21 protein-coding genes and 1 pseudogene are annotated in these 20295 nt (G+C 67.9%); 5 read left to right on the forward strand and 17 right to left on the reverse strand.

The features are described 5' to 3' along the window. Positions 1 to 24 precede the first annotated feature (24 nt). From AW27_RS15050 to AW27_RS15075, 6 genes are all read right to left on the reverse strand, one after another. Complete coding sequence (locus AW27_RS15050; RefSeq protein ID WP_037921510.1) at positions 25 to 1227, reverse strand: MarP family serine protease; 1203 nt, start codon at positions 1225 to 1227, stop codon at positions 25 to 27. Positions 1228 to 1240: 13 nt separating this feature from the next. Next, on the reverse strand, positions 1241 to 1963 hold the full coding sequence (locus AW27_RS15055) for an NUDIX hydrolase (protein WP_078556361.1): 723 nt from the start codon (positions 1961 to 1963) through the stop codon (positions 1241 to 1243). A gap of 74 nt (positions 1964 to 2037) precedes the next feature. Continuing rightward, positions 2038 to 2910 carry an endonuclease III domain-containing protein gene (locus AW27_RS15060; protein ID WP_052030398.1) on the reverse strand — a complete coding sequence of 291 codons (873 nt, stop codon included), beginning with the start codon at positions 2908 to 2910 and terminating at the stop codon, positions 2038 to 2040. A gap of 40 nt (positions 2911 to 2950) precedes the next feature. Next, entirely contained in the window at positions 2951 to 3778 is an 828-nt protein-coding gene (locus AW27_RS15065; RefSeq protein ID WP_037921005.1) for a protein kinase family protein, read from the reverse strand. A 78-nt stretch (positions 3779 to 3856) separates the two neighbouring features. Then, positions 3857 to 4300, reverse strand: coding sequence for a glycine-rich domain-containing protein (locus AW27_RS15070; RefSeq protein ID WP_037921001.1), 444 nt, complete (start codon positions 4298 to 4300; stop codon positions 3857 to 3859). Positions 4301 to 4469: 169 nt separating this feature from the next. After that, positions 4470 to 4721 carry a hypothetical protein gene (locus AW27_RS15075; protein ID WP_052030396.1) on the reverse strand — a complete coding sequence of 84 codons (252 nt, stop codon included), beginning with the start codon at positions 4719 to 4721 and terminating at the stop codon, positions 4470 to 4472. Positions 4722 to 4852: 131 nt separating this feature from the next. Between AW27_RS15075 and AW27_RS15080 the strand changes: the two genes are divergently transcribed. After that, complete coding sequence (locus tag AW27_RS15080) at positions 4853 to 6193, forward strand: NsdA family TPR-like regulatory protein (protein WP_037920999.1); 1341 nt, start codon at positions 4853 to 4855, stop codon at positions 6191 to 6193. A gap of 628 nt (positions 6194 to 6821) precedes the next feature. Here AW27_RS15080 and AW27_RS15085 read toward each other — a convergent pair. The 6 genes and pseudogenes from AW27_RS15085 to AW27_RS15110 all read right to left on the reverse strand — a co-directional run. After that, positions 6822 to 7181 carry a hypothetical protein gene (locus tag AW27_RS15085; protein ID WP_157840225.1) on the reverse strand — a complete coding sequence of 120 codons (360 nt, stop codon included), beginning with the start codon at positions 7179 to 7181 and terminating at the stop codon, positions 6822 to 6824. Between the two features lie 581 nt (positions 7182 to 7762). Further along, a complete protein-coding gene (locus AW27_RS15090) occupies positions 7763 to 8590 on the reverse strand; it encodes a hypothetical protein (protein ID WP_037920992.1) in 828 nt (275 codons plus the stop codon). A 25-nt stretch (positions 8591 to 8615) separates the two neighbouring features. After that, complete coding sequence (locus tag AW27_RS15095) at positions 8616 to 8906, reverse strand: hypothetical protein (protein WP_037920989.1); 291 nt, start codon at positions 8904 to 8906, stop codon at positions 8616 to 8618. Positions 8907 to 10413: 1507 nt separating this feature from the next. Then, a complete protein-coding gene (locus tag AW27_RS15100; RefSeq protein ID WP_157840224.1) occupies positions 10414 to 10596 on the reverse strand; it encodes a hypothetical protein in 183 nt (60 codons plus the stop codon). A 207-nt stretch (positions 10597 to 10803) separates the two neighbouring features. Then, positions 10804 to 12588 (reverse strand): recombinase family protein, encoded by a 1785-nt coding sequence (locus AW27_RS15105; protein ID WP_052030395.1) that lies wholly within the window; start codon positions 12586 to 12588, stop codon positions 10804 to 10806. A gap of 150 nt (positions 12589 to 12738) precedes the next feature. Then, positions 12739 to 13242: pseudogene (locus AW27_RS15110) on the reverse strand (endonuclease III domain-containing protein); the annotation flags it as partial. Between the two features lie 251 nt (positions 13243 to 13493). On the opposite strand from AW27_RS15110, the gene AW27_RS15115 reads away from it, so the two are divergent. Next, positions 13494 to 14168, forward strand: coding sequence for a Crp/Fnr family transcriptional regulator (locus tag AW27_RS15115; RefSeq protein ID WP_003981529.1), 675 nt, complete (start codon positions 13494 to 13496; stop codon positions 14166 to 14168). Positions 14169 to 14315: 147 nt separating this feature from the next. Next, positions 14316 to 15152, forward strand: a complete 837-nt coding sequence (locus tag AW27_RS15120) for a nucleotidyltransferase domain-containing protein (protein WP_037920986.1) — start codon at positions 14316 to 14318, stop codon at positions 15150 to 15152. On the opposite strand, the gene AW27_RS15125 is transcribed toward AW27_RS15120, so the two are convergent. The 5 genes from AW27_RS15125 to sp36 all read right to left on the reverse strand — a co-directional run bounded on the left by AW27_RS15125 (position 15133) and on the right by sp36 (position 17940). Further along, positions 15133 to 15435 carry a hypothetical protein gene (locus tag AW27_RS15125; protein ID WP_037920983.1) on the reverse strand — a complete coding sequence of 101 codons (303 nt, stop codon included), beginning with the start codon at positions 15433 to 15435 and terminating at the stop codon, positions 15133 to 15135. The genes AW27_RS15120 and AW27_RS15125 overlap by 20 nt on opposite strands. Next, on the reverse strand, positions 15432 to 16277 hold the full coding sequence (locus AW27_RS15130; protein WP_037920976.1) for an MBL fold metallo-hydrolase: 846 nt from the start codon (positions 16275 to 16277) through the stop codon (positions 15432 to 15434). The genes AW27_RS15125 and AW27_RS15130 overlap by 4 nt, the downstream gene beginning before the upstream one ends. Further along, complete coding sequence (locus AW27_RS15135) at positions 16274 to 17182, reverse strand: NUDIX hydrolase (RefSeq protein WP_037920974.1); 909 nt, start codon at positions 17180 to 17182, stop codon at positions 16274 to 16276. Before AW27_RS15135 ends, AW27_RS15130 begins: the two co-directional genes overlap by 4 nt. 126 nt (positions 17183 to 17308) lie before the next feature. Beyond that, positions 17309 to 17782, reverse strand: a complete 474-nt coding sequence (locus AW27_RS15140; RefSeq protein ID WP_037920972.1) for a RidA family protein — start codon at positions 17780 to 17782, stop codon at positions 17309 to 17311. Further along, positions 17779 to 17940, reverse strand: coding sequence for a Sp36 family protein (gene sp36, locus AW27_RS15145; protein ID WP_007264966.1), 162 nt, complete (start codon positions 17938 to 17940; stop codon positions 17779 to 17781). The genes AW27_RS15140 and sp36 overlap by 4 nt, the downstream gene beginning before the upstream one ends. 73 nt (positions 17941 to 18013) lie before the next feature. Between sp36 and bagA the strand changes: the two genes are divergently transcribed. Together bagA and bagB are read left to right on the forward strand one after the other, a co-directional pair. Continuing rightward, on the forward strand, positions 18014 to 18994 hold the full coding sequence (bagA, locus tag AW27_RS15150; RefSeq protein WP_037920961.1) for an ATPase BagA: 981 nt from the start codon (positions 18014 to 18016) through the stop codon (positions 18992 to 18994). Further along, entirely contained in the window at positions 18991 to 20274 is a 1284-nt protein-coding gene (gene bagB / locus AW27_RS15155; RefSeq protein ID WP_052030392.1) for an ATPase BagB, read from the forward strand. The genes bagA and bagB overlap by 4 nt, the downstream gene beginning before the upstream one ends. Positions 20275 to 20295 lie beyond the last annotated feature (21 nt).

Below are 20295 nucleotides of genomic sequence, written 5' to 3' on the forward strand. Positions count from 1 at the left end.
TAGGGACCCGGCGGCGGCGCCGCGTCAGAGGGCGCAGCCCTGGCTCTCGACCCGGCGCTCGGCGGTCCGGCCCTTCTCGATGTCCTCGCGGATCTCGTCCACGGTCAGGGCGTAGCCGGTGTTCGGGTCGTCGAGGGACTTCGCGAAGACGACGCCGTACACCTGGCCGTCGGGCGTGAGCAGCGGGCCGCCGGAGTTGCCCTGACGGACCGTCGCGAACAGCGAGTAGACGTCCCGTCGGACAGTACCGCGGTGGTAGATGTCCGGTCCGTTGGCGTTGATCCGGCCGCGGACCCGGGCCGGGCGGACGTCGTACGCGCCGTTCTCCGGGAAACCGGCGACGATCGCGTCGCTGCTGCTCACTGCGTCCTTGTCGGTGAACTCCAGCGGCGGCGCCTTCAGCTTGGGCACGTCCAGGACGGCGATGTCGCGCTCCCAGTCGTAGAGCACGACCTTGCCGTCGTACAGCCTGCCCTCGCCGCCGATCTGCACGGTCGGCTCGCCGACCCCGCCGACGACGTGCGCGTTGGTCATGACCTTGCCGGGCGCGAACACGAAGCCCGTGCCCTCCAGTACCTTGCTGCAGCTGGGCGCCGTACCGACGACCTTCACGATCGAGCGCTTGGCCACGTCCGCCACGGGGCTGGTGGCGAGCGCCGGATCGGGCGCCTTCACCTCGGTGATGGGCTCGTTGGAGAACGGGCTGAACACCTGCGGGAAGCCGTTGCGCGCGAGAGTGGAGCTGAAGTCCGAGAACCAGCTGTTCGCCTGGTCGGGCAGCACCCGCGCAACGCCCAGGAGCACCTTGGAGTTGCGGACCTCCTTGCCCAGGGTGGGCAGCGAGGTCCCGGCCAGCGCGGAGCCGATCAGCCAGGCCACGAGCAGCATCGCGACCACGTTGACCAGGGCCCCGCCGGTGGCGTCGAGCACCCGCGCCGGGGCACCGGTGATCTGCCGCCGGAGTTTGCCGCCGAGATGGGTGGTCAGCGCCTGGCCGACCGAGGCACAGATGATGACCGCCACCACGGCGATGACGACGACCGTGGTGGACACCTGGGTGCCGTTGTCCGTCACCCGGTCCCAGATCAGCGGGAGCAGGGAAACGGCGACGAGGCCACCGCCGAGGAAGCCGATCACCGACAGGACGCCGACGACGAACCCCTGGCGGTAGCCGACGATCGCGAACCACACGGCGGCGAGCAACAACAGGATGTCCAGCACGTTCACGTGGGCCACCGTCTCACGCGTGCCAGTCGAGCGGGACCTGGCGTGATCGGTCCCACGGACGTTCCCAGCCTGCGAAGTGCAGGATCCGGTCGATCACCCCGGCCGTGAAACCCCAGACCAGAGCCGATTCCACCGTGAAACCGGGGCCCAGGTGGCCCCGCGGGTGGACCGTCGTGACCCGGTGCTCGGGGTCCGTGAGATCGGCCACGGCAACCGTGAACACCCGGGCCGTCTCGGCCGGATCCACCACGCCGACCGGGCTCGGGGTGTGCCACCAGCCCAGGACCGGAGTCACGACGAACTCGCTGACGGGGATGTAGAGGCGGGGCAGCACCCCGAAGAGCTGCACGCCGGAAGGATCAAGCCCGGTCTCTTCCTCAGCCTCGCGCAGCGCGGCCGAGAGCGGGCCCGTGGTGTGCGGATCCCCGTCCTGCGGGTCCAGTGCGCCGCCCGGGAAGGACGGCTGGCCCGCGTGCGAGCGGAGGGTGCCGGCGCGCTCCATCAGGAGCAGCTCCGGACCCCGGAGCCCCTCCCCGAAGAGGATGAGGACGGCCGACTGTCGCCCCCGGCCGTCCTCGGGCGGCAGGAACCGGCTCAGCTGCCGCGGCTCCACGGTCCGGGCGGCCTCGACGACGGGATCGAGCCAGTCGGGCAGCCCCGCGGTGGTGACGGCCGGGCCGCCCCCCGCGCGCACTCCCGCAGCGACCCCGGCCTCGTCCCGTGTACCGCGCGTCATAGGCACCCCTGTCCGCGTTCCTCTGTCAACAGCGTCTCCCACACCGCAAACGCGGTCCGGGTACCGATTCGTTCCTACGCCTGCCGCTCCGCGCCCGCGCCCAGCGGCGGCGCGGGCCGGCCCGGGTAGTCCGGGGGCGGGCTCAGCCGCTGGCCCGGCTGGCCGCCCTTCTCGTACTTGAGCAGCTTCTTCGCCTTCTCCGGGTCCGTCTCGCCCTCCCCGTACGCCGGGCAGAGCGGGGCGATCGGGCAGGCGCCACAGGCGGGCTTGCGGGCGTGGCAGATGCGGCGGCCGTGGAAGACGACCCGGTGCGAGAGCATCGTCCACTCGCTCTTGGGGAAGATCGCCCAGATGTCCGCCTCGACCTTCTCCGGGTCCTCCTGCTCGGTCCACTTCCACCGGCGCACCAATCGGCCGAAGTGGGTGTCCACGGTGATCCCGGGAACGCCGAAGGGGGTGTGCACATTAGCACCATGGTCAGGATCACCGGCCCGGCTGTCCTCACAGGCGCACGCGTTGCCGGTCACGACGAACGAGGTCTTCCGACCGACACCGGGGAGTTTCACCAGGTCGGCCGTGGTCTTGGGCACCATGCCGCCAAAGTCGGCCACGATCGCAGCGGCCAGTCCCGTGATGCTCCGAGTCTTGGCACGGAAGAACCCCGTGGGCCGGATCAGCTCCTCTACGTCCGCCGGGTCCGCCCCGGCAAGATCAGCGGGCCGGGGGTACTTCGCGAACAGCGCCGGGGTCACCTGGTTCACGCGTAGGTCTGTCGTCTGCGCGCTGAGCACGGTTGCTACCAACAGTTGCCACGCGTTCACGTGGTCTAGCTCGCAGTGCGCATACGGGTACACATCAGCAAGCGCACGGTTGATCTTCCGTGCCCGCCGAACGAGTGCTAGCCGGGTCTCTTCAGCCATACCGGCCAGCGTAAAGGCCCCGCCCATGCGCCATGGGGGAAGCGCACAGACGGGGCCGGAGGGAGCCCTACAGAGCCGCACTCAGCCTCTCGCAGACTTCGGCGCTGGTAGGCCGGTCAGCAGGCGAACGGCTGAGCATGTGAGGGATGAGTTCTCCCAGCACTCCGGGCATGTCCACGGTGCGGTGTGAGCGTGCCACGATGGCCCACCGCTGTTCCTCCCGGGAAGCGTCGTCCGGGTAGGCCACGTGCCGCCATCCCGTCGCGCTGATGAACAGTGCCGCCCCCAGTGCGTACACGTCCGCTTCCTGCGTCGGTGTGGCTGTGCCGGAGTCCAACACGCTGGCCGAGATTTCCGGCGCTTCGTAGTGGACGAGACACCCCCGGTACGGGAAGTCATAGGCGCGGGGAATTCGCCCCCCGCTGGACAGCGCAAGATCGATCAGGAACGCCCCGGCCGACTCCCCCAGAAGGAAATGCGCGGGCTGCACATCACCGTGCACCCATCCCATCCCGTGCAGCCCCGACAGAGCCACAGCGCACGACAGCGCCTCTCCGATGTTCGGCTCAGCCTTACCGTCCCGGCAGGGTGCCCACCGGTCATAGAGGCTGTCTCCCCGCCGCCACGGTTGAGCGCCCCACGTGCCGTGCTCCCACTCTCCGCTGAAAATCCGCTCATGCGTGAGCTGTCTCAGAACGGCGGCTTCACGGGCAGGGGCCAGCGCGGTCCACGCGTGCGTTCGGCTCGGATACCCCACCTTCACAGCGTACGGACCGGCCTCGGTCTTGACCTTCCACACGGACGACCCGCGCCGGTTGAGAACCAGTTCGGCGGGGCCCGGATTCAGGAGTTGCAGCGCACCGTCCGGCGGGCTGTACGGACCATCGCAAATCATGCTTCACCTTCCAACAGCAAGGCCGGTTCCCGCAGTTGAGAACCGGCCCCACCCTCACCTGAACGGAACGGCCGGCGGTCAGGCGGCCCGGTAGTCCCGCCCACAGTCAGAGTCGCACTGTGCCGCGTTCGCGCCGTTCACGGTCCACAGCGAGTCCAGCACCATGAACCCGTTGGCCTTGATCGCGTGCGCGGTCGCCTGCACCTCCTCCAGGACCCGGCCGCCACCACCGGGGCGCGGGTTGTGCTCCAGGAACCGGCCCGCGTACTTCTCGCAGAACTCGCGGTAGTCGGCGGTGTGCAGGATGAACGAGTGCAGCGCACCGTCCACGTCGTCACTCGGGACCATCTTCACCGTGGCCGTGCCGACCGTGGCGACGAACGCGAGCGCCTGATCCGTGGCCCGCTCCGCCTTGTCGCGGTCGTAGCCGAAGTGCGTCACGGTGAACTCAGCGATGCTGTCGAACAGGTCCGTGCTGACCAGCGCGCGGCCGGTCCGAAGGTCGTTCGCGGTTGCCGTCATGGCTTTGCCTCCTTGTGGTGGATGAGCTGTTCCGCAGCGAGCCGAACGAGGACGGGGGCCGCACGTCTTATGGCGGCCTCCCACTCCCGGGCCTCCCGCTCCGCGAGGATGCGCACCAAACCGGCGTCGATCTCCGCGCGCTGTTCCGGGGTGAACCCGGGAACCCCTCTCACATCCGCTCCCTTATCCGCTGGCTCGTGTTCGCGGTGACCACAGCGGTACTGAGCGCGTCGGACTGGTAGGCGGGCCGCAGGCTCGACGGGTCCGCTTCCCACTCCCGCCCACCGTTCAGCGGGCGGAGTTGGTAGCGCGGTCCCACGTGGCCCATGACGCGGCCCACTCGGCCCGTGGAGACGTCCAGCGCCGTTTCCCCCGCCTCCCAGTCCCGGGGGTGCTCACGTGCGCTCTCAGGGCTGCTCATGGCTGCACCTCTCGTGTTCGTTCGGCTGCTCACAGAAGGCAACCGCGTAACCACAGCCGAGAGGTACCGTTGCAACAGCGCCAGGACTTAAGAGCTTTAAGCGGCTTGAAGACGCGGGGAGTTGATGACCGGTGACCAGCCCCAACGAGGCACTTGCCCGACTGCACCGGGAAACCGGGTGGACGCTCCGCCAGTTCGCCCAAGAGGTCAACAAGCTGGGGACCGAGCGGGGAACGCCCCTCAAATACCGAGAGCCTTCCGTGCACCAGTGGCTCAACGGGCACATGCCGAAAGAGGCCGTCCGCCCGCTGATCTTGGAAGCGCTGGCCCGGAAACTCGCCCGTCCCATCACGCACAGCGAGGCAGGATTCCCGCCCCCTCCCGCCGAAGAGTCCAGCGCGCTCCCCAGTACCGTGGAAGGACTGCTAGACCTGGGGAGGCAAGATATGGACCCGTCGCGCCGGAGCGTGCTCGGAGTAGGTCTGTTTTCTGTCGCCCTCACCGTGCCAAATTGGCCGGACGTGGTTGGCCGAATGGAAGTCGCCCAAAGGGGCGAGACACAGCGCATCGGCATGTCCGACGTTCAATCGGTCATTGCGATGACCGAACGGTTGTCAGATATTGACGACCAATTCGGCGGACGAACAGCGCGGCCGATGGCTGCTGCCTATGTGGTTAATACCGTCGCCCCCTATCTGCGCGCTGATGCCCCGGGGGATATTCGCAAAGCGATGATGGCCGCCGCCTCCGATCTCTCATATCTCACGGGATATATGGCGGTGGATGAGGGCGTGCACGGAATGGCTCAGCGCTACTACCTGAAAGCGCTGGAACTCGCCGGGGCTTCCGAGGATCACCTAACGTTCTGCACCACCCTCCGAGGAATGAGCGTTCAGGCCGTAGACCTCGGACACGGGGCCGAAGCATTGCGACTCGCAGACGCTGCCGCCGCCGCTTCCCCGCAGGCCGGTCCTCGAATGCGCGCTTTCCTCGCCGGACAGCAGGCACACGCAGCCGCGCAAGAGGGAAACCGGCGCATGGCTCTACAGCGCATCAGGGAAGCCGAGACGGCCATGGAAAAGGCCGAATCGCAGTCGAAGACTTTCGGGTCCTATAACCCTTCCTCGCTGGCATATCACGTGGGTCAAGTGCGCTACCAACTGGGAGACGTAGCGGGTTCCATCGAATCTCTCAAGGAATCGGATCGGCTACGTCCCAGCACGTTCCGGCGGACGAGTATCCGCTATTTGTCCATGCTGGCCGAACGGCAACTAGAGGTTGGCCACTTGGAGGCGGCGTGCGAGACGTGGGGGCGGGTCTTGGAGATATACCCCCTGGTGCAGTCCGGGCAGTGCGATCGAAACCTAGCCGCCATGCATAGCCGGATTCGCCCGTACCTGAAGAACCACACTGCCCGTGACTTGTTCGAGCGGGCCCGACTCGTGACACCTTCGAACCTGCTACTCCACTGAATCTGACGGACCGTCAGGAACTACCTCGGTACCTGCCACTGCCTGAGATTCGAAGGGGGCCGATTCCCTTGCAATCTCGGGCCCGAGGGTACCCAGCATCCCGCAGCCGGCCAGACTTCCCGCCTTTCTTTCGAAGGTACCACCGGGGACGCACAAAGCCCCCGACGACCAACCCACAGCGGGGCCAGTCATCGGGGGCCAGGACCACACCTTGACGTTTAGGTGTGGTCGGCGGTCATGCGGACAGCGCAACGGGTAGACCAGCGGAGCGCAGGCAAGTGCAACACTGACGACTCAAGCGGCGGCACACCAAACCCGATAAGCCGTGTCGAATACAGCGGCAAAGGTGCACGGTAAGTGTGGCGGAATCTCATGGACCGGAACCAATCGTCAATTGCGTGATCCCGGTTCATCTCGGCCATCATCACGGCATAATCCGGCCCGCTGAAATACGTTGGGGAAAGTTCCCGGTCCGTAATCCAGTCGGCCGCATCCTCGCTGTAAAGGCTTGCCGCCTCGGGGTGTTCACTGAGTACGCCACGCACAACAGCGGGAGTAGGGGCGCACATGCCTAGCAGGCGTTCCACACGGACCGGCAACGGGACAGCGGCGGAGTAACGGCGGCGGCTCATCCTCGGTTCCCCCATCGGGCGCGGGCAGCCTTTCGCGCTGCATCACTGCGGGCCTTAGACGCTACGGCCTCGGTCATGTCGATAACCTCGGCGGCCGTTTCACGCGGCAGGCTAAGCGACTTGAGTAGCGCCATAAACGTCTTGCGGTGCTTATCCGCCTGCTCTAGTGCGGGATTGATCTGCGGACCGTAACGCCCTTGCACAATTGCACCGTGTTGGGCGATGGCCGATTCCATGAGATCGAGTTCATCGAGAATGCGGGCGGCCTGATCAACGATGCGGGCATGATCCGGGTCAAGGTCGAAAGTGTCCGCAATCTCGTCACGGAATGCAGTCGATCGGCTAGTTTCGGACATGGCACCTCCTTACGGTGCGTAGAGGTTTGCTGGAGCTGGGAGCGATGCGAGCACGCATCCAAACGACGGCTATACGCTTGCGATCCGGAAAGGGGCCGAAAGGGGGTCACCCCCCACCCCTCCGATCACCTTCCGTAACCCCAGCCGGCCGTCACGTTCTGTGAAATTCGAGCCGATCTCAGAGATTTGCGTCACTCGCACCATTGGTCACCATGGGTCGGGCGAGGACTCTCTAGCCCTCCGGTCTATATGCGTTCTCAAGCGGGGCCCTCTCGCTGTTGCTGCCTCGGCTTGCGTCTTCCTGGTGTGGTGCCATCGGCAAAGCAACTGGAGATTGTCAAGGGCATGGTTATCACCCGGGGCTATGTGGTCAACGTCTGTGCCCGATTCCCCGCAGCGTTGGCCGGTATCGAGTAGGACGGCCTCACAGCGACCCCCGGCACGTCGAATGACCCGCTGCCGCAGCTTTGCCCAGTTGGCCGGTAGGCGGGAACGTCGATTACTGGTCTCCCATGCCATAAGCGCGGGTCCTTTCTCGCGAAGCGGGGCCGGTGGTCCGGGCCGACCCCGCAAACGAATGCCTAATGGTTGTAGTTGCCATAAGGGCTCGCGTGCGTCATCGTCATTCGAGACGCCGCTAGCGCTTCCTGCCACTCTTCGTAACGCTGCTCGGCCAGCTCGGGCAGCGCATCGGCGATGGTGTCTAGATCCTCGGTTAGCAGGGTGCCGCCCTTGATTGGGTCATCGCTGAGCACGTACCGGCGAACCTCGCTAAGAGCCTCGCTCAGCTTGGAGTCGTTCCAACTACCGTGCCCCTGTCCGGTGAACACGCCCCCATGCGTGAGCTGATCGCCGTTGTACTCAATGGCGCGGACGGCATCGCCCAGCAGGTTGTCTAGCGTGAACTCGCCAAGCAGTCCGTACAGTTCGGACAGCGCTGGAATCTCTGTATCCAGGACCTTGAATGCGTTCACCGCAGCCTCGCGCCGCTTTAGGAATTCTGCCGAAACAGCCGCGCGATACTCGGTGATGAACTTGCGGTCATCAAACAGCGCGTCATACGCCTTACGTGCGGCCACCAATCGCGGGAGGTTATCCCGGTAGGCGCGCAGCGTCCCGTCAACGGCTAGCTTGGCATCCTGCACCTTTGAACCCAGACCGGCCGGAGCAGCCTTTCCGGTATCAGCAGCGCGCGCATAAGCGGCGACAGCCTCTAGGCGAGCCTCCTCGGCGGCCTCGGCCCGCTCGTAATACAGATCGGAAAGCCGACCCATCTCGCTGACAACGGCCTGTAGGTCCTGCCAACGATCCTCGGCCGCCTTCGGCGCTAGGACCCCATGACGCTTGTTGCGCATCATGAATGCATGGTTGGAAGTAACTAGATCTTCTGGTGTGGTGATCTCGGTCATTTGGGTATCTCCTCGGCGGGTTAGTTCAGAGCCAGGGGGCGTGAATGCGGTTGAAAATTCGCGCGGCCAGTTCCTCAGGGTCAATCTCCGCCACCGGTTCACCCTTGGCCCGCACTGCCTCTAGTTCGGCTTCATGCTTTAGCGCGCGCTCCTCGTAAACGCTCAGCATCATGTCGTTGTGGCTGACAGCGGAGGATGCGGCCCGGTGCTCCGTTAGTAGGCGGTCGACATTCCCAGTCGAACCCTGCTGCATTCGCGCTGTATTGAGGCGGGAAGTAGAACCCTGACCCTCGGTCGTAATGTCCCATGTGGTCATGGGGGATTCCTTTCAGATACGCAAAAGGGCCCTCTTGCTCGCCGGATCTCTGCTCAGATCACAGCGGGCAAGAGGGCCCATCGGGGAGGAGTACGCCGACTATGCGCACGTGACTACAACTCGCCCAAGAATTAAGGGGATGCGGGAGCAGCCGCAGCGTGTGGGGACGTCAACCACACCTAAACGTTTAGGCGTGCCGACGGGCGGACCGGCCGAGGAGAGACGACCGGCCACGCGCCGACTGAAGGGAAGAACACCGAGGTTCACCAGAGGCGAGAGGAAACACCCACATGGTCCAGAGAGTGAGTTCGTAAAGGCCAAAGATGGATAGCTTCGGAATTCCGGCACCCGGCAGCCATTCGTTGCCTAACCGTGACGGCCGGCTGGGAGCGCCCAAAGGGCTAGACGCCTCTCTAAGCGGCTATCTCTGCCCCGCTGACACTCGGTACCGGCTTACCCATCAGCGGCTGCCAGAAGCGCGCTCAGCGGCCTTACGTAGGCGGTACGCCTTTTGCTTGTGGGCATTGGAACAGAACCGGCGCGGTGCCCCGACTCCATCCCATCCGGTATTCGCCTCGCATCCATCCAAATCACAGACAGCGTCGTAACGCCCACCCTCGGCCTCTCGCTGTGCACCAGCGGAACAGTTCGCATTGCAATACTTCTGAGTGGCCGTGCGTGGGTCGAAGGCATCTCCGCAGTGCGCGCAGTCGCGACCTATCAGCCGGTCCAGGTAGTCAGCATCGGTCAGCTTGGCCGCGCGCTTACGGGCCTGTCGGCATCGCTCAGAACAGATGATTTCTTGACGTCCCCTTAGTGGCCCGTCGCAGACAACACAGCGGCCGTCCGTGGTCTCCCATGGGTAGTACGACATTCTGGGGTTTCTCGCTTCGGAGTAGGGGTGTGTGTCGAGTGCTGTTTCCGAGGTTCGGTTTTGGCTAAGCCTAGGAAACCCTTAGAGACCCACCTTGCTAGGTACATACACTCTTCAATACGTAACAGAGATAGAAAACTAAGAAGAAAGAGAGACTGGCTCAGCCCTCCCGCTGTACCCGCTTGGCTCGGTACGCGCGCTTCTTGCAAGCCTCCCCGCAGTAGACACGTGGGCGGCCGGTAATCGGCTGAGTCAGTGCATTGCCGCAGCTCACGCATACGCCGTCGGGGGTTTTCGCTGCCTCGGCCTGTAGGGCTATGGCAATCCTTCGGTGCGTCTCCTCTGCCCTGCTCACGCCCTTTCCGAGGGTTTCCCACAGAACGGACTCGGCCTCACGGAGCAAGGAAATTAGCTCTTTCTTGGTCATGGTGTTTAGTTCCTTTCGGGGACAGGGGTGCATCCCTAAAGTTGAATGCGGGGACATTCTGGTATTCATAAACAGGGTTCCGGGGACAACGGAGATTCCCTAAAGAGGGTTGCGAGACTTAGCCTGTCCCCGAAAGTCCCTAAACTCTGGGAAGAAAAACCCCCGCCAGTGAAAGACGAGGGTTTTTCGGAAGGGGGGCGGAATGCCTATGCAGCCTTTTCGGCGTAACCGATCAGCAGCGAGAGGCGGGCCGCCTGTAGGTCCGGCGAGTTACCGAGATTCGCGCGGAAGACCCGAACGAGTCGGCCGCGCTTGGTTCGGGGCTCTGCCGCCCACGCGTCCATTCGCGCGCTGAGCGTTTCCAGGTCGAGTGTGTTCGTGATGGGCACCGCGCTACCTCCCTGCTGTTTCTCCTTGGCGGTTTCAACGTCCAGAGAGGCAGCCTGTAAAGAGCGATTTCTGACTAGCCGTCAGCTATGCCAGCCGACCGTTCCCGCCCCCGCCCCTGTGTGGCCGTCTGCGGGCGCGAGAGAGGGGCCCGGCGGGGTTATCCCACCGAGCCCCTGAAAGCCTCTCAGCGCGCCTGACAGGCCGCCTCAGTCCTCCGTCTTGACGTCGTCCGAGGGCCGTACAAACTCGATCTCGATTCGCTCGCTCACGTCGTACCCGCCGCGCACTCGGCCAGCGTGCGGGTTGTCGGTCGCCTTGACCGTGATCCGGCGGACGAACAGCTCAACGAACTTTCGCCGGTCCGCCAGTTCAACCCTCGCCCACCATGAGCCCTCGCCCAACGGGTCGCCGTCGTCGGCCCCGTCCAACCACTCATCGAACGGGAGTTCCAGGGTTTCCGGGTCGGCCAGTTCCTCTAGCCGCTTGTCCGCTGCGCTGAGTCGAGCCTCAATCCGCGCCTTCTTCTCCTTGAACCGAGCACGCCCCATGGTCCCCTCGTAGAGACCGGCGTCTAGGTCGTCGTAAAGGTCGCTCAGCGCGTTGTTCGCGTCGGCCCGCTCGGTCACCACCTCGGTTCGCTCGGCGGCCGTCTCGGGCTTCTCGACGGACCGAGAGAAGACCCGCGTTGCCTCGGCCACGATCTCCAGTGCGTCACTGTCCGCTGTGCCGACTGTCACGCTCTGAATGAGCGCGAAGATCCGCCGGGCGATGTGGTCGTCAAGGTGGCTTTGCATCACGCGGTTGAGTCCCGAGTGCTCGCCGTTGGTCGCAACGGTCGTCCCGCGAGTGCACAGATAGATCGGCTTGGCCCCGCTGTTCTGTGCCTTGCCGGGTCGGCCACACTCGCACGTGAGGACCGGCGTACGGGGTGCGCTGCGGAGACCGGAGAGCAGAGAGGTTCCGCGCGCCACGCCCTCGCCCTGGCCCCGACCGAGGAGCCAATCCCGGATGACGAACCACTGAGCCGGGGGAATGATCGGCTCACAGATCATCTCGGGTCGGCCGTCCTCATCCCGGATGATCCGGTACCCCTCAAGCGTGCTGCTGCGCGTGCCGTTCTCCCGGACCTTGTAGATCGGCTCAGCTCGCATACCAGCGATGGCGGGGTTGAGGAGAATCCACTTGAGCGTGCGCACCTGCCATGTGGAGTTCTTCCGCTCCTTCCCCTTCCGCTGGCCACGCGTCGGGATGCGCCGCGCGTTCATGTCGTCGCACAGCGCGGAGAGGGTGCCCGGGTTCCGCTGGCCAGGCTTGCGGGTGACCGGGTCGTGCATGTGCTTGATGATCAGCGCGCCGATCCGGCGGAGGTTCGCAGTCTCGCCCTTGTTGTGGACGAGACGCATGAGCGTGAGCTTGCCCTCTACGTACGACTCAGCGTCGAGACCGTACGGCGTCTGTCCCCCGAGCCATGAGCCCGCCGCCCGCTGTGCTGCCTTCACGTCGCGGACCTTCTTGGACTTGACGGCCGACTCCTTGTTGGCGGCGTCCAGCCGCATGATCAGGTAGATCAACGCCATGGTGTCGCGGGGGGCGAATACCCCATCACAGACGCTCACGATGGTGACGCCGAGCGTGTGCAGTTCGCTGACGATGGGGATGGCATCCATCACTTCGCGGCGGGAAAAGCGGCTGACGTCGTAGACCACCAGCATGTTGAACGCGCCAGCGCGGGCGGCCGTGAGCATGGCCTCAAAGCCGGGGCGCTCAGCCTCAGGGTTCCAGCCGGAGACGCCGATGTCCTCGTAGTGCCGGACGAAGCGCGCGTTCAGCTCAGCGGACCGGGTCTCGTTGGCCGCGCGCTGAGTAAGAGGGGATGCCTCGGTCTTGTTGGTCTTGGCCGAGGACTGCCGTACGTAGCTGACGGCGACGGCCTCACGGGCCGGGGCAGAGAGGAAGCTAGCCGGAACGTCGGCAAGCGGGGTGGTGACCACGCCTTGTCTCCTAGGGGTCTGGATGGACCCCTACGGGCCACCGTCCCTAGGTAGAGAGGCGTGTCGTAAAGACCGTGGGACCTAGGTGATCAACTCGTAGGCGTTGCTCACCCTGGCCCCGCCGATGCCTCCCGACCGTAGTACCGGTGTGGGAAACCCGAAGGCGTTGCCGAGGACCACGTTGGCGGTCTTGCGGCCCACGCCCGGCAGCTTGACCAGGTCCTCCAGCCGGCCCGGCACCTCGCCGCCGTGGTCGTCCCGCAGCGCCTGCGAGAGGCCCAGCAGCGACCTGGCCTTCATCCGGAAGAACCCGGTCGGGCGGATGAGCTCCTCCAGATCCTCCGGAACGGCCGCCGCCATGTCCTCGGGGGTCGGATAGGCCGCGAAAAGGGCCGGGGTCGTCTGGTTCACCCGCAGGTCGGTGGTCTGTGCGGACAGCACCGTGGCGACGAGCAGCTCGAAGGGATTGCGGAAGTCGAGCTCCGGATGGGCGTACGGGTAGATCTCGGCCAGCTCGCGGTTGATGCGGCGCGCCCGGCGCACCATGGCCAGGCGGGATTCCGGCTTGGCAGCCCTCGGTTTCTTGGCCGAAACTTTGCCCTGAGGGCCGGTCGCACCCTTCGGAGGGACCCTCGGGGGCACTTGTTCGCCCACAGCTGAATTCGGGGTGTCCGTCACTCCTACGGACCCCTTGGCCTGTGCTCTCACCGGCTTATTGGACACCCGGCCAGCCTAAGGCCGGGCGCCGGCACCCGCCCGGACCTCTGGTAACACCACTCCGATTGGCCTCTCGCCGCACAGCATGCCCGTCCGTCCGGCATCCTTGTGATTGATCGCACTGTTTGAGCCGTCCGGCAAAATGGGGAGCACGGTCCCCTGAGCTGGTCGACATAGGAGAGAGACTCGTGGACGACGTTCTGCGGCGCGCCCCGCTCTTCGCGGCGCTCGATGACGAGCAGGCCGCGGAGCTCCGCGCCTCCATGGGCGAGGTGACCCTCGCACGCGGCGACGCCCTGTTCCACGAGGGCGACCCCGGCGACCGGCTGTACGTCGTGACCGAGGGCAAGGTGAAGCTGCACCGCACCTCCCCCGACGGTCGCGAGAACATGCTGGCCGTCCTCGGCCCCGGTGAGCTGATCGGCGAGCTGTCGCTCTTCGACCCGGGCCCGCGCACCGCCACCGCCACCGCGCTGACCGAGGTCAAGCTGCTCGGCCTCGGCCACGGCGACCTCCAGCCCTGGCTCAACGCCCGGCCCGAGGTCGCGACCGCCCTTCTGCGCGCCGTCGCCCGACGCCTGCGCAAGACCAACGACCAGATGTCCGACCTGGTCTTCTCCGACGTTCCCGGCCGCGTGGCCCGGGCCCTCCTCGACCTGTCGCGCCGCTTCGGCGTGCAGTCGGAAGAGGGCATCCACGTGGTGCACGACCTCACCCAGGAAGAGCTCGCACAGCTCGTCGGCGCCTCGCGCGAAACCGTGAACAAGGCCCTGGCCGACTTCGCGGGCCGCGGCTGGCTCCGCCTGGAGGCCCGTGCGGTGATCCTGCTGGACGTGGAGCGCCTGGCGAAGCGCTCCCGCTGACGGCGGCACCGCCGCTGACGTTGCGAAGGGTCCTGCCCGGCCGGGCAGGACCCTTCCGCGCGTCCGGGCGGCTCCGTTCGCGGGGCTCCGCCCCCGGGCCGCCCGCGCCTCGGACACCGCCGGGCCCGATCTGTGCACAGTGGAGGCATGGAACACAGGGGTCTGGACGCCTACGGCTACTTCGAGCGGGAGGGCTCCCTGGGGCAGGTGCAGAGCGAGTTCCGAGACGTCGTGGCCGCCGCGCGTGAGCGGACGGCCGAGGCCTACGGGCGCCGCCTGCACAGCGCGTACCTGTACGGGTCCGTGCCGCGCGGGACGGCCCGCCCCGGCCGCTCCGACCTCGACCTGCTGCTGGTGCTCCACCACCCGCCCGCGGACGACGACCGCGACACCGCCGAGGTCCTCGCGCGGGGCATCGACGAGGACTTCGGCCAGATCGACGGGGTCGGCGTCCTGCTGCACGACAAGGACACCGTGCTGGGCGAGGAGGAACGATTCGACCTGGGCTGGTTCCTCGCCTGCCTGTGCACCCCACTGCTCGGCGCGGACCTGGCCGAGCACCTGCCGCGCTACCGGCCGGACAGCCTGCTGGCCCGTGAGACCAACGGCGACCTCGCCTCGCTCCTGCCCACGTGGCGCAGGAGCCTGCGGGAGGCTTCCGCACCGCAGGAGTACCGGCGGCTGAGCCGGCTCTTCGCCCGCCGCCTGGTACGCACGGGCTTCACCCTGGTCATGCCGAGGTGGGGCGGCTGGACCAGTGATCTGGCCGAGTCCGCGGAGGTCTTCGGCAGCTACTACCCGGAGCGCGCCGCCCAGATGCGGGCCGCGGCCGCCGTGGCCCTGGACCCGGTCGCGGACCCGGCCGTACCGCGCGGTTACGTCGAGGACCTCGGCCCGTGGCTCGCCGACGAGTACACGGCACGCCACGGCACGAAGAGCCGCCGGCGCCTCGCGGGGGCGGGAACTACTTCTTCGGCTCGGTGAGGGCGAGCGCCTCGACCGCCTGCTTGGCCTCCAACAGGCCCGCGCCGGTGATGCGGCGGTAGGCCTTGATGGCCGGGATCTGCCGGTCCTCGCGGACCAGGGCCCGCACCTCGTCCAGGCCCGCCGGCTCCGGCTCCTCGATGCCCAGGTGGTCCAGCAGCAACGCCAGGCGGCGCTCCGCGCGGTCCGCCTGCACCTGGAGGCTCTTCACCCGCAGCGACACCGCGGACGTGATCCATCCGGCGGTGGCCAGCAGCACGACGAGCAGGAACACGGTGTTCATTCAGGCCCTCCCGGGATCAGTCCGTGATCTTGAAGGTACTCGAGCTGGGCCCGGACGGACCACTGCGCCGCCGGCCACAGGGAGGGGTCCACATCCGCGTACACCTCGGCGACGACCGCCTCGGGGGTGGTGAAGCCGTTCTCGACGGCGGTCTCGACCTGGGCGAGCCGGTGCGCCCGGTGGGCCAGGTAGTACTCGACGGCGCCCTGCGCGTCGTCCAGGACCGGCCCGTGGCCCGGCAGGACGGTGTGCACGCCGTCGTCCACGGTGAGCGAGCGCAGACGGCGCAGGGAGTCCAGGTAGTCGCCGAGGCGGCCGTCGGGATGGGCGACCACCGTGGTGCCGCGCCCGAGGACGGTGTCACCGGTCAGCACCGCCCGGTCGGCGGGCAGGTGGAAGCAGAGCGAGTCGCTGGTGTGGCCGGGGGTGGCGACCACGCGCAGCTCCAGCCCGCCGGTGCGGATCACGTCCCCGGCGGCGAGGCCCTCGTCGCCCAGCCGCAGGGCCGGGTCCAGCGCGCGCACGGCGGTGCCGGTGAGCTCGGCGAAACGGCCGGCGCCCGCCGCGTGGTCGGGGTGCCCGTGGGTGAGCAGGGTGAGCGCGACCCGCTTGCCCGCCTGCTCGGCGGCGGCGAGGACCGCCCGCAGGTGGCCCTCGTCCAGCGGGCCGGGGTCGATGACGACGGCGAGGTCCGAGTCCGGCTCGGACACCAGCCAGGTGTTGGTGCCGTCCAGGGTCATCGCGGACGGGTTGGGGGCCAGTACGTTCACCGCCCGGGCGGTCGCCGGCCCGGAGGCAACCACTCCACGGGGCTGTCCGGGCAGTGCGGCGGCGTCGCTCATGCCGGGCCTCCAGGGCCTGTGGGGCGCCCGAACCGGACGCGCTTGGTGAACTCGTCGTGGCCCGGCCAGCTGAGCACCACCTCGCCGTCCTCCAGCGCGGCCTGCGCCAGCACCGGGGCGAGGTCCTGGGACGCGGCCGCGGTGAGCGCGTCCGCGGCGCGCCCGTAGCGCTCCAGCGACCGCAGGGTGGAGATGGTGGGCGGCATCATCAGCAGCTCGCCCTTGTCGTAGCCGCCGGCGGCGTCGGCCGGGCGGATCCAGACGGTCCGGTCGGCCTCGGTGGAGGCGTTGCGGGTGCGCTGGCCCTCGGGGAGGGCGGCCACGAAGAACCAGGTGTCGTAGCGGCGCGGCTCGAACTCCGGAGTGATCCAGCGCGCCCACGCCCCGAGCAGGTCGGAGCGCAGCCACAGGCCGCGGCGGTCGAGGAACTCCGCGAAGGACAGCTCCCGCGCCACCAGGGCCCGCCGGTCCGCCTCCCAGTCGTCGCCGGTGGTGTCGCCGACGACCGTGTCCGGAGCCGGCCCGGCCAGCAGGACACCGGCCTCCTCGAAGGTCTCCCGGACGGCGCCGCACACGATGGCCTGGGCGGTGCGGGCGTCGGTTCCCAGTCGGGCCGCCCAGTCCGCCCGGGACGGCCCCGCCCAGCCGACGTGCTGTTCCTCGTCGCGGGGGTCTACCCCGCCGCCCGGATAGGCGTACGCACCGCCGGCGAAGGCCATGGAGGCCCTTCTGCGCAGCATGTGGACGACCGGCCCGTCCGCGGTATCACGCAGGAGCATCACGGTGGCGGCGAGCCGCGGCCGCACCGGGGTGAGCGAGCCGTCCGCGAGCGCGCGGATGCGGTCGGGCCATTCGGGCGGGTACCACTGGCCCCCGGCGGGGGGCTGCTGCTGACCATTCGGCATGGCCGGATGCTACGGCCATCCGGCCCGATGTTCGAGGGTCGCCCGTTCCGGTCGCCGCGCGGCCACCGGAACGGGGCGGGTGCCGCGTCCGGCACCCGCCCCGTTCCGTAGGGCTCCCGCCGGAAATCAGGCCCCGGGGACCAGCTCGACCTGGATCTCGACCTCGACGGGCGCGTCGAGCGGCAGGACCGCCACGCCGACGGCGCTGCGGGCGTGGACGCCCTTCTCACCGAGGACGGCGCCCAGGAGCTCGCTCGCACCGTTCAGCACGCCCGGCTGGCCGGTGAAGTCGGGGGCCGAGGCGACGAAGCCGACGACCTTCACGACACGCGCGATCTTGTCGAGGTCGCCGACGACCGACCTGACGGCGGCCAGCGCGTTCAGCGCACAGGTGGCGGCCAGTTCCTTGGCCTGCTCCGGCGAGACCTCGGCGCCGACCTTGCCGGTGATGGGCATGCTGCCCTTGACCATCGGGAGCTGGCCCGCGGTGTAGACGTAGGCGCCCGACCGCACGGCCGGCTGGTACGTGGCCAGCGGCGGGACGACGTCGGGCAGGGTCAGGCCGAGCTCGGCCAGCTTCGCGTCGACGACGCCGCTCATGCCTTCTCCCGCTTGAGGTAGGCCACGAGCTGCTCGGGGTTGTTCGGGCCGGGCACGACCTGGACGAGCTCCCAGCCGTCCTCGCCCCAGGTGTCCAGGATCTGCTTGGTGGCGTGGACCAGCAGCGGGACCGTCGCGTATTCGAACTTCTTGGTCATGGGAGCGAGGGTAGTGCCTGTGGTGCGGGGCTCATGCGCGCCCGGGGGAGCCGAGTGGTTAGGCTCGGGCGGTGTGAGCAGGCTCCAGGTGGTCAGCGGCAAGGGCGGCACCGGCAAGACCACGGTCGCCGCAGCACTCGCGCTTGCCCTCGCGCGCGAGGGCGGACGGACTCTTCTGGTGGAGGTCGAGGGCAGGCAGGGGCTCGCACAGCTCTTCGGTGCCGAAGCGCTCCCCTACGAGGAGCGCAAGATCGCGGTGGCGCCGGGCGGGGGCGAGGTCTTCGCGCTCGCCATCGACGCCGAGCGGGCGCTGCTGGACTACCTCCAGATGTTCTACAAGCTCGGCTCGGCCGGACGCGCCCTCAAGAAGCTCGGCGCCATCGACTTCGCGACGACCATCGCCCCCGGGCTGCGCGACGTGCTGCTGACCGGTAAGGCGTGCGAGGCGGTCCGCCGCAAGGACAGGGCCGGGCAGTACGTCTACGACCACGTGATCATGGACGCGCCGCCGACCGGGCGGATCACCCGGTTCCTGAACGTCAACGACGAGGTGGCGGGCCTGGCCCGGTTCGGACCGATCCACCACCAGGCGCAAGCCGTCATGAAGGTGCTCAAGTCCCCCGAGACGGCGGTCCACCTGGTCACCCTCCTGGAGGAGATGCCCGTCCAGGAGACCGCGGACGGCATCGAGGAACTACGCGCGGCGGGGCTGCCGGTCGGCCGGGTCATCGTGAACATGGTCCGCCCGCACCACCTGGACGAGGACACCCTGCGCACCGCGGCCGGCGACCACCGGGCCGGAGTGGCCCGGGCCCTGTCCCGGGCGGGGCTGGGCGGCGCGCGGCGCGGCGGACTGGCCGAACGGCTGGTCGAGCCGCTGCTCGCGCAGGCCGCCGAGCACGCCGGCCGGGTGGAACTGGAACGCGCCCAGCGCGCCGTACTGTCGAACCTGGACCTGCCGACGTACGAACTGCCCCTGCTCGGGGCGGGGATGGATCTGGCCGGGCTGTACGCGCTGGCCAAGGAACTCCGGAAGCAGTCGGTGGCCGAATGAGCGAGGGGGTGGAGACGGTGGGTCTGGACACACCGCCGCGGCTGGCGGTCGACCGGCTGCTGGACGACCGGGAGACCCGCATCATCGTGTGCTGCGGAGCGGGCGGCGTCGGCAAGACCACCACGGCCGCGGCACTGGGCGTACGGGCGGCTGCACGCGGGCGGAAGGTGGTCGTGCTGACCATCGACCCGGCGCGGCGGCTCGCGCAGTCGATGGGGATCGACTCGCTGGACAACACCCCGCGCAGAGTCCGTGAGGCCGGCCAGGACGGCGGCGAACTGCACGCCATGATGCTGGACATGAAGCGGACCTTCGACGAGATCGTCGAGGCGCACGCGGACGCCGAGCGGGCCCGGGCCATCCTCGCCAACCCCTTCTACCAGTCGCTGTCGGCCGGCTTCGCGGGCACGCAGGAGTACATGGCGATGGAGAAGCTCGGGCAGCTGCGGGCCCGGGACGACTGGGACCTGATCATCGTGGACACCCCGCCGAGCCGGTCCGCGCTGGACTTCCTCGACGCGCCGAAACGCCTGGGGTCCTTCCTGGACGGGAAGTTCATCCGGGTGCTGATGGCCCCGGCGAAGGTGGGCGGCCGGGCCGGGATGAAGTTCCTGAACGTCGGCATGTCGATGATGACCGGCACCCTCAGCAAGCTGATGGGGGCTTCGCTGCTGAAGGACGTCCAGACCTTCGTGGCGGCGATGGACACGATGTTCGGCGGCTTCCGCACACGCGCCGACGCGACCTTCCGGCTGCTCCAGGCGCCCGGCACGGCCTTCCTCGTGGTCGCGGCGCCCGAACCGGACGCGCTGCGCGAAGCGGCGTACTTCGTGGAACGGCTGGCTGCGGAGCGCATGCCGCTGGCCGGCCTGGTGCTCAACCGCGTGCACGGCAGCGGCGCCGACCAGCTGTCCGCCGAACGGGCGTTGGCCGCCGCAGAGAATCTTGAAGACGGCGGCATTGTCGATCAGGAGTCCGGGAAAGCTGGACTTCGTGACATGGCCGCCGAACCCCCCGGCGCCGATGACGACACCCACCGCGACGACACCCACTGCGACGACACCACGACCGTCGACCGGATCACGGCAGGACTGCTGCGCCTGCACGCCGAACGCATGCAGGTGATCTCGCGTGAGCAGCGCACGCGTGATCGCTTCACCTCGCTTCACCCCGAGGTGGCGGTGGCCGAAGTGGCCGCCCTGCCCGGCGATGTGCACGACCTCGCCGGGCTGCGGGCCATCGGAGAACGACTCGCGGCCGGGGTACCGGCCGGAGCGTAGGCGTCTGTACGAAGGCGGCGG

The sequence above is a fragment of the Streptomyces sp. PCS3-D2 genome (assembly GCF_000612545.2).
GTDB lineage: Bacteria > Actinomycetota > Actinomycetes > Streptomycetales > Streptomycetaceae > Streptomyces.

Coding starts and splice junctions, on each gene's coding strand:
- AW27_RS15070 (WP_037921001.1), bottom strand. CDS start 4,300: ATGACGGCAACCGCGAACGACCTTCGGACCGGCCGCGCGCTGGTCAGC.
- AW27_RS15090 (WP_037920992.1), bottom strand. CDS start 8,590: ATGACCGAGATCACCACACCAGAAGATCTAGTTACTTCCAACCATGCA.
- AW27_RS15075 (WP_052030396.1), bottom strand. CDS start 4,721: ATGAGCAGCCCTGAGAGCGCACGTGAGCACCCCCGGGACTGGGAGGCG.
- sp36 (WP_007264966.1), bottom strand. CDS start 17,940: ATGACCAAGAAGTTCGAATACGCGACGGTCCCGCTGCTGGTCCACGCC.
- AW27_RS15095 (WP_037920989.1), bottom strand. CDS start 8,906: ATGACCACATGGGACATTACGACCGAGGGTCAGGGTTCTACTTCCCGC.
- AW27_RS15065 (WP_037921005.1), bottom strand. CDS start 3,778: ATGATTTGCGATGGTCCGTACAGCCCGCCGGACGGTGCGCTGCAACTC.
- AW27_RS15130 (WP_037920976.1), bottom strand. CDS start 16,277: ATGAGCGACGCCGCCGCACTGCCCGGACAGCCCCGTGGAGTGGTTGCC.
- AW27_RS15135 (WP_037920974.1), bottom strand. CDS start 17,182: ATGCCGAATGGTCAGCAGCAGCCCCCCGCCGGGGGCCAGTGGTACCCG.
- AW27_RS15055 (WP_078556361.1), bottom strand. CDS start 1,963: ATGACGCGCGGTACACGGGACGAGGCCGGGGTCGCTGCGGGAGTGCGC.
- AW27_RS15120 (WP_037920986.1), top strand. CDS start 14,316: ATGGAACACAGGGGTCTGGACGCCTACGGCTACTTCGAGCGGGAGGGC.
- AW27_RS15125 (WP_037920983.1), bottom strand. CDS start 15,435: ATGAACACCGTGTTCCTGCTCGTCGTGCTGCTGGCCACCGCCGGATGG.
- AW27_RS15085 (WP_157840225.1), bottom strand. CDS start 7,181: ATGTCCGAAACTAGCCGATCGACTGCATTCCGTGACGAGATTGCGGAC.
- bagB (WP_052030392.1), top strand. CDS start 18,991: ATGAGCGAGGGGGTGGAGACGGTGGGTCTGGACACACCGCCGCGGCTG.
- AW27_RS15140 (WP_037920972.1), bottom strand. CDS start 17,782: ATGAGCGGCGTCGTCGACGCGAAGCTGGCCGAGCTCGGCCTGACCCTG.
- AW27_RS15060 (WP_052030398.1), bottom strand. CDS start 2,910: ATGGGCGGGGCCTTTACGCTGGCCGGTATGGCTGAAGAGACCCGGCTA.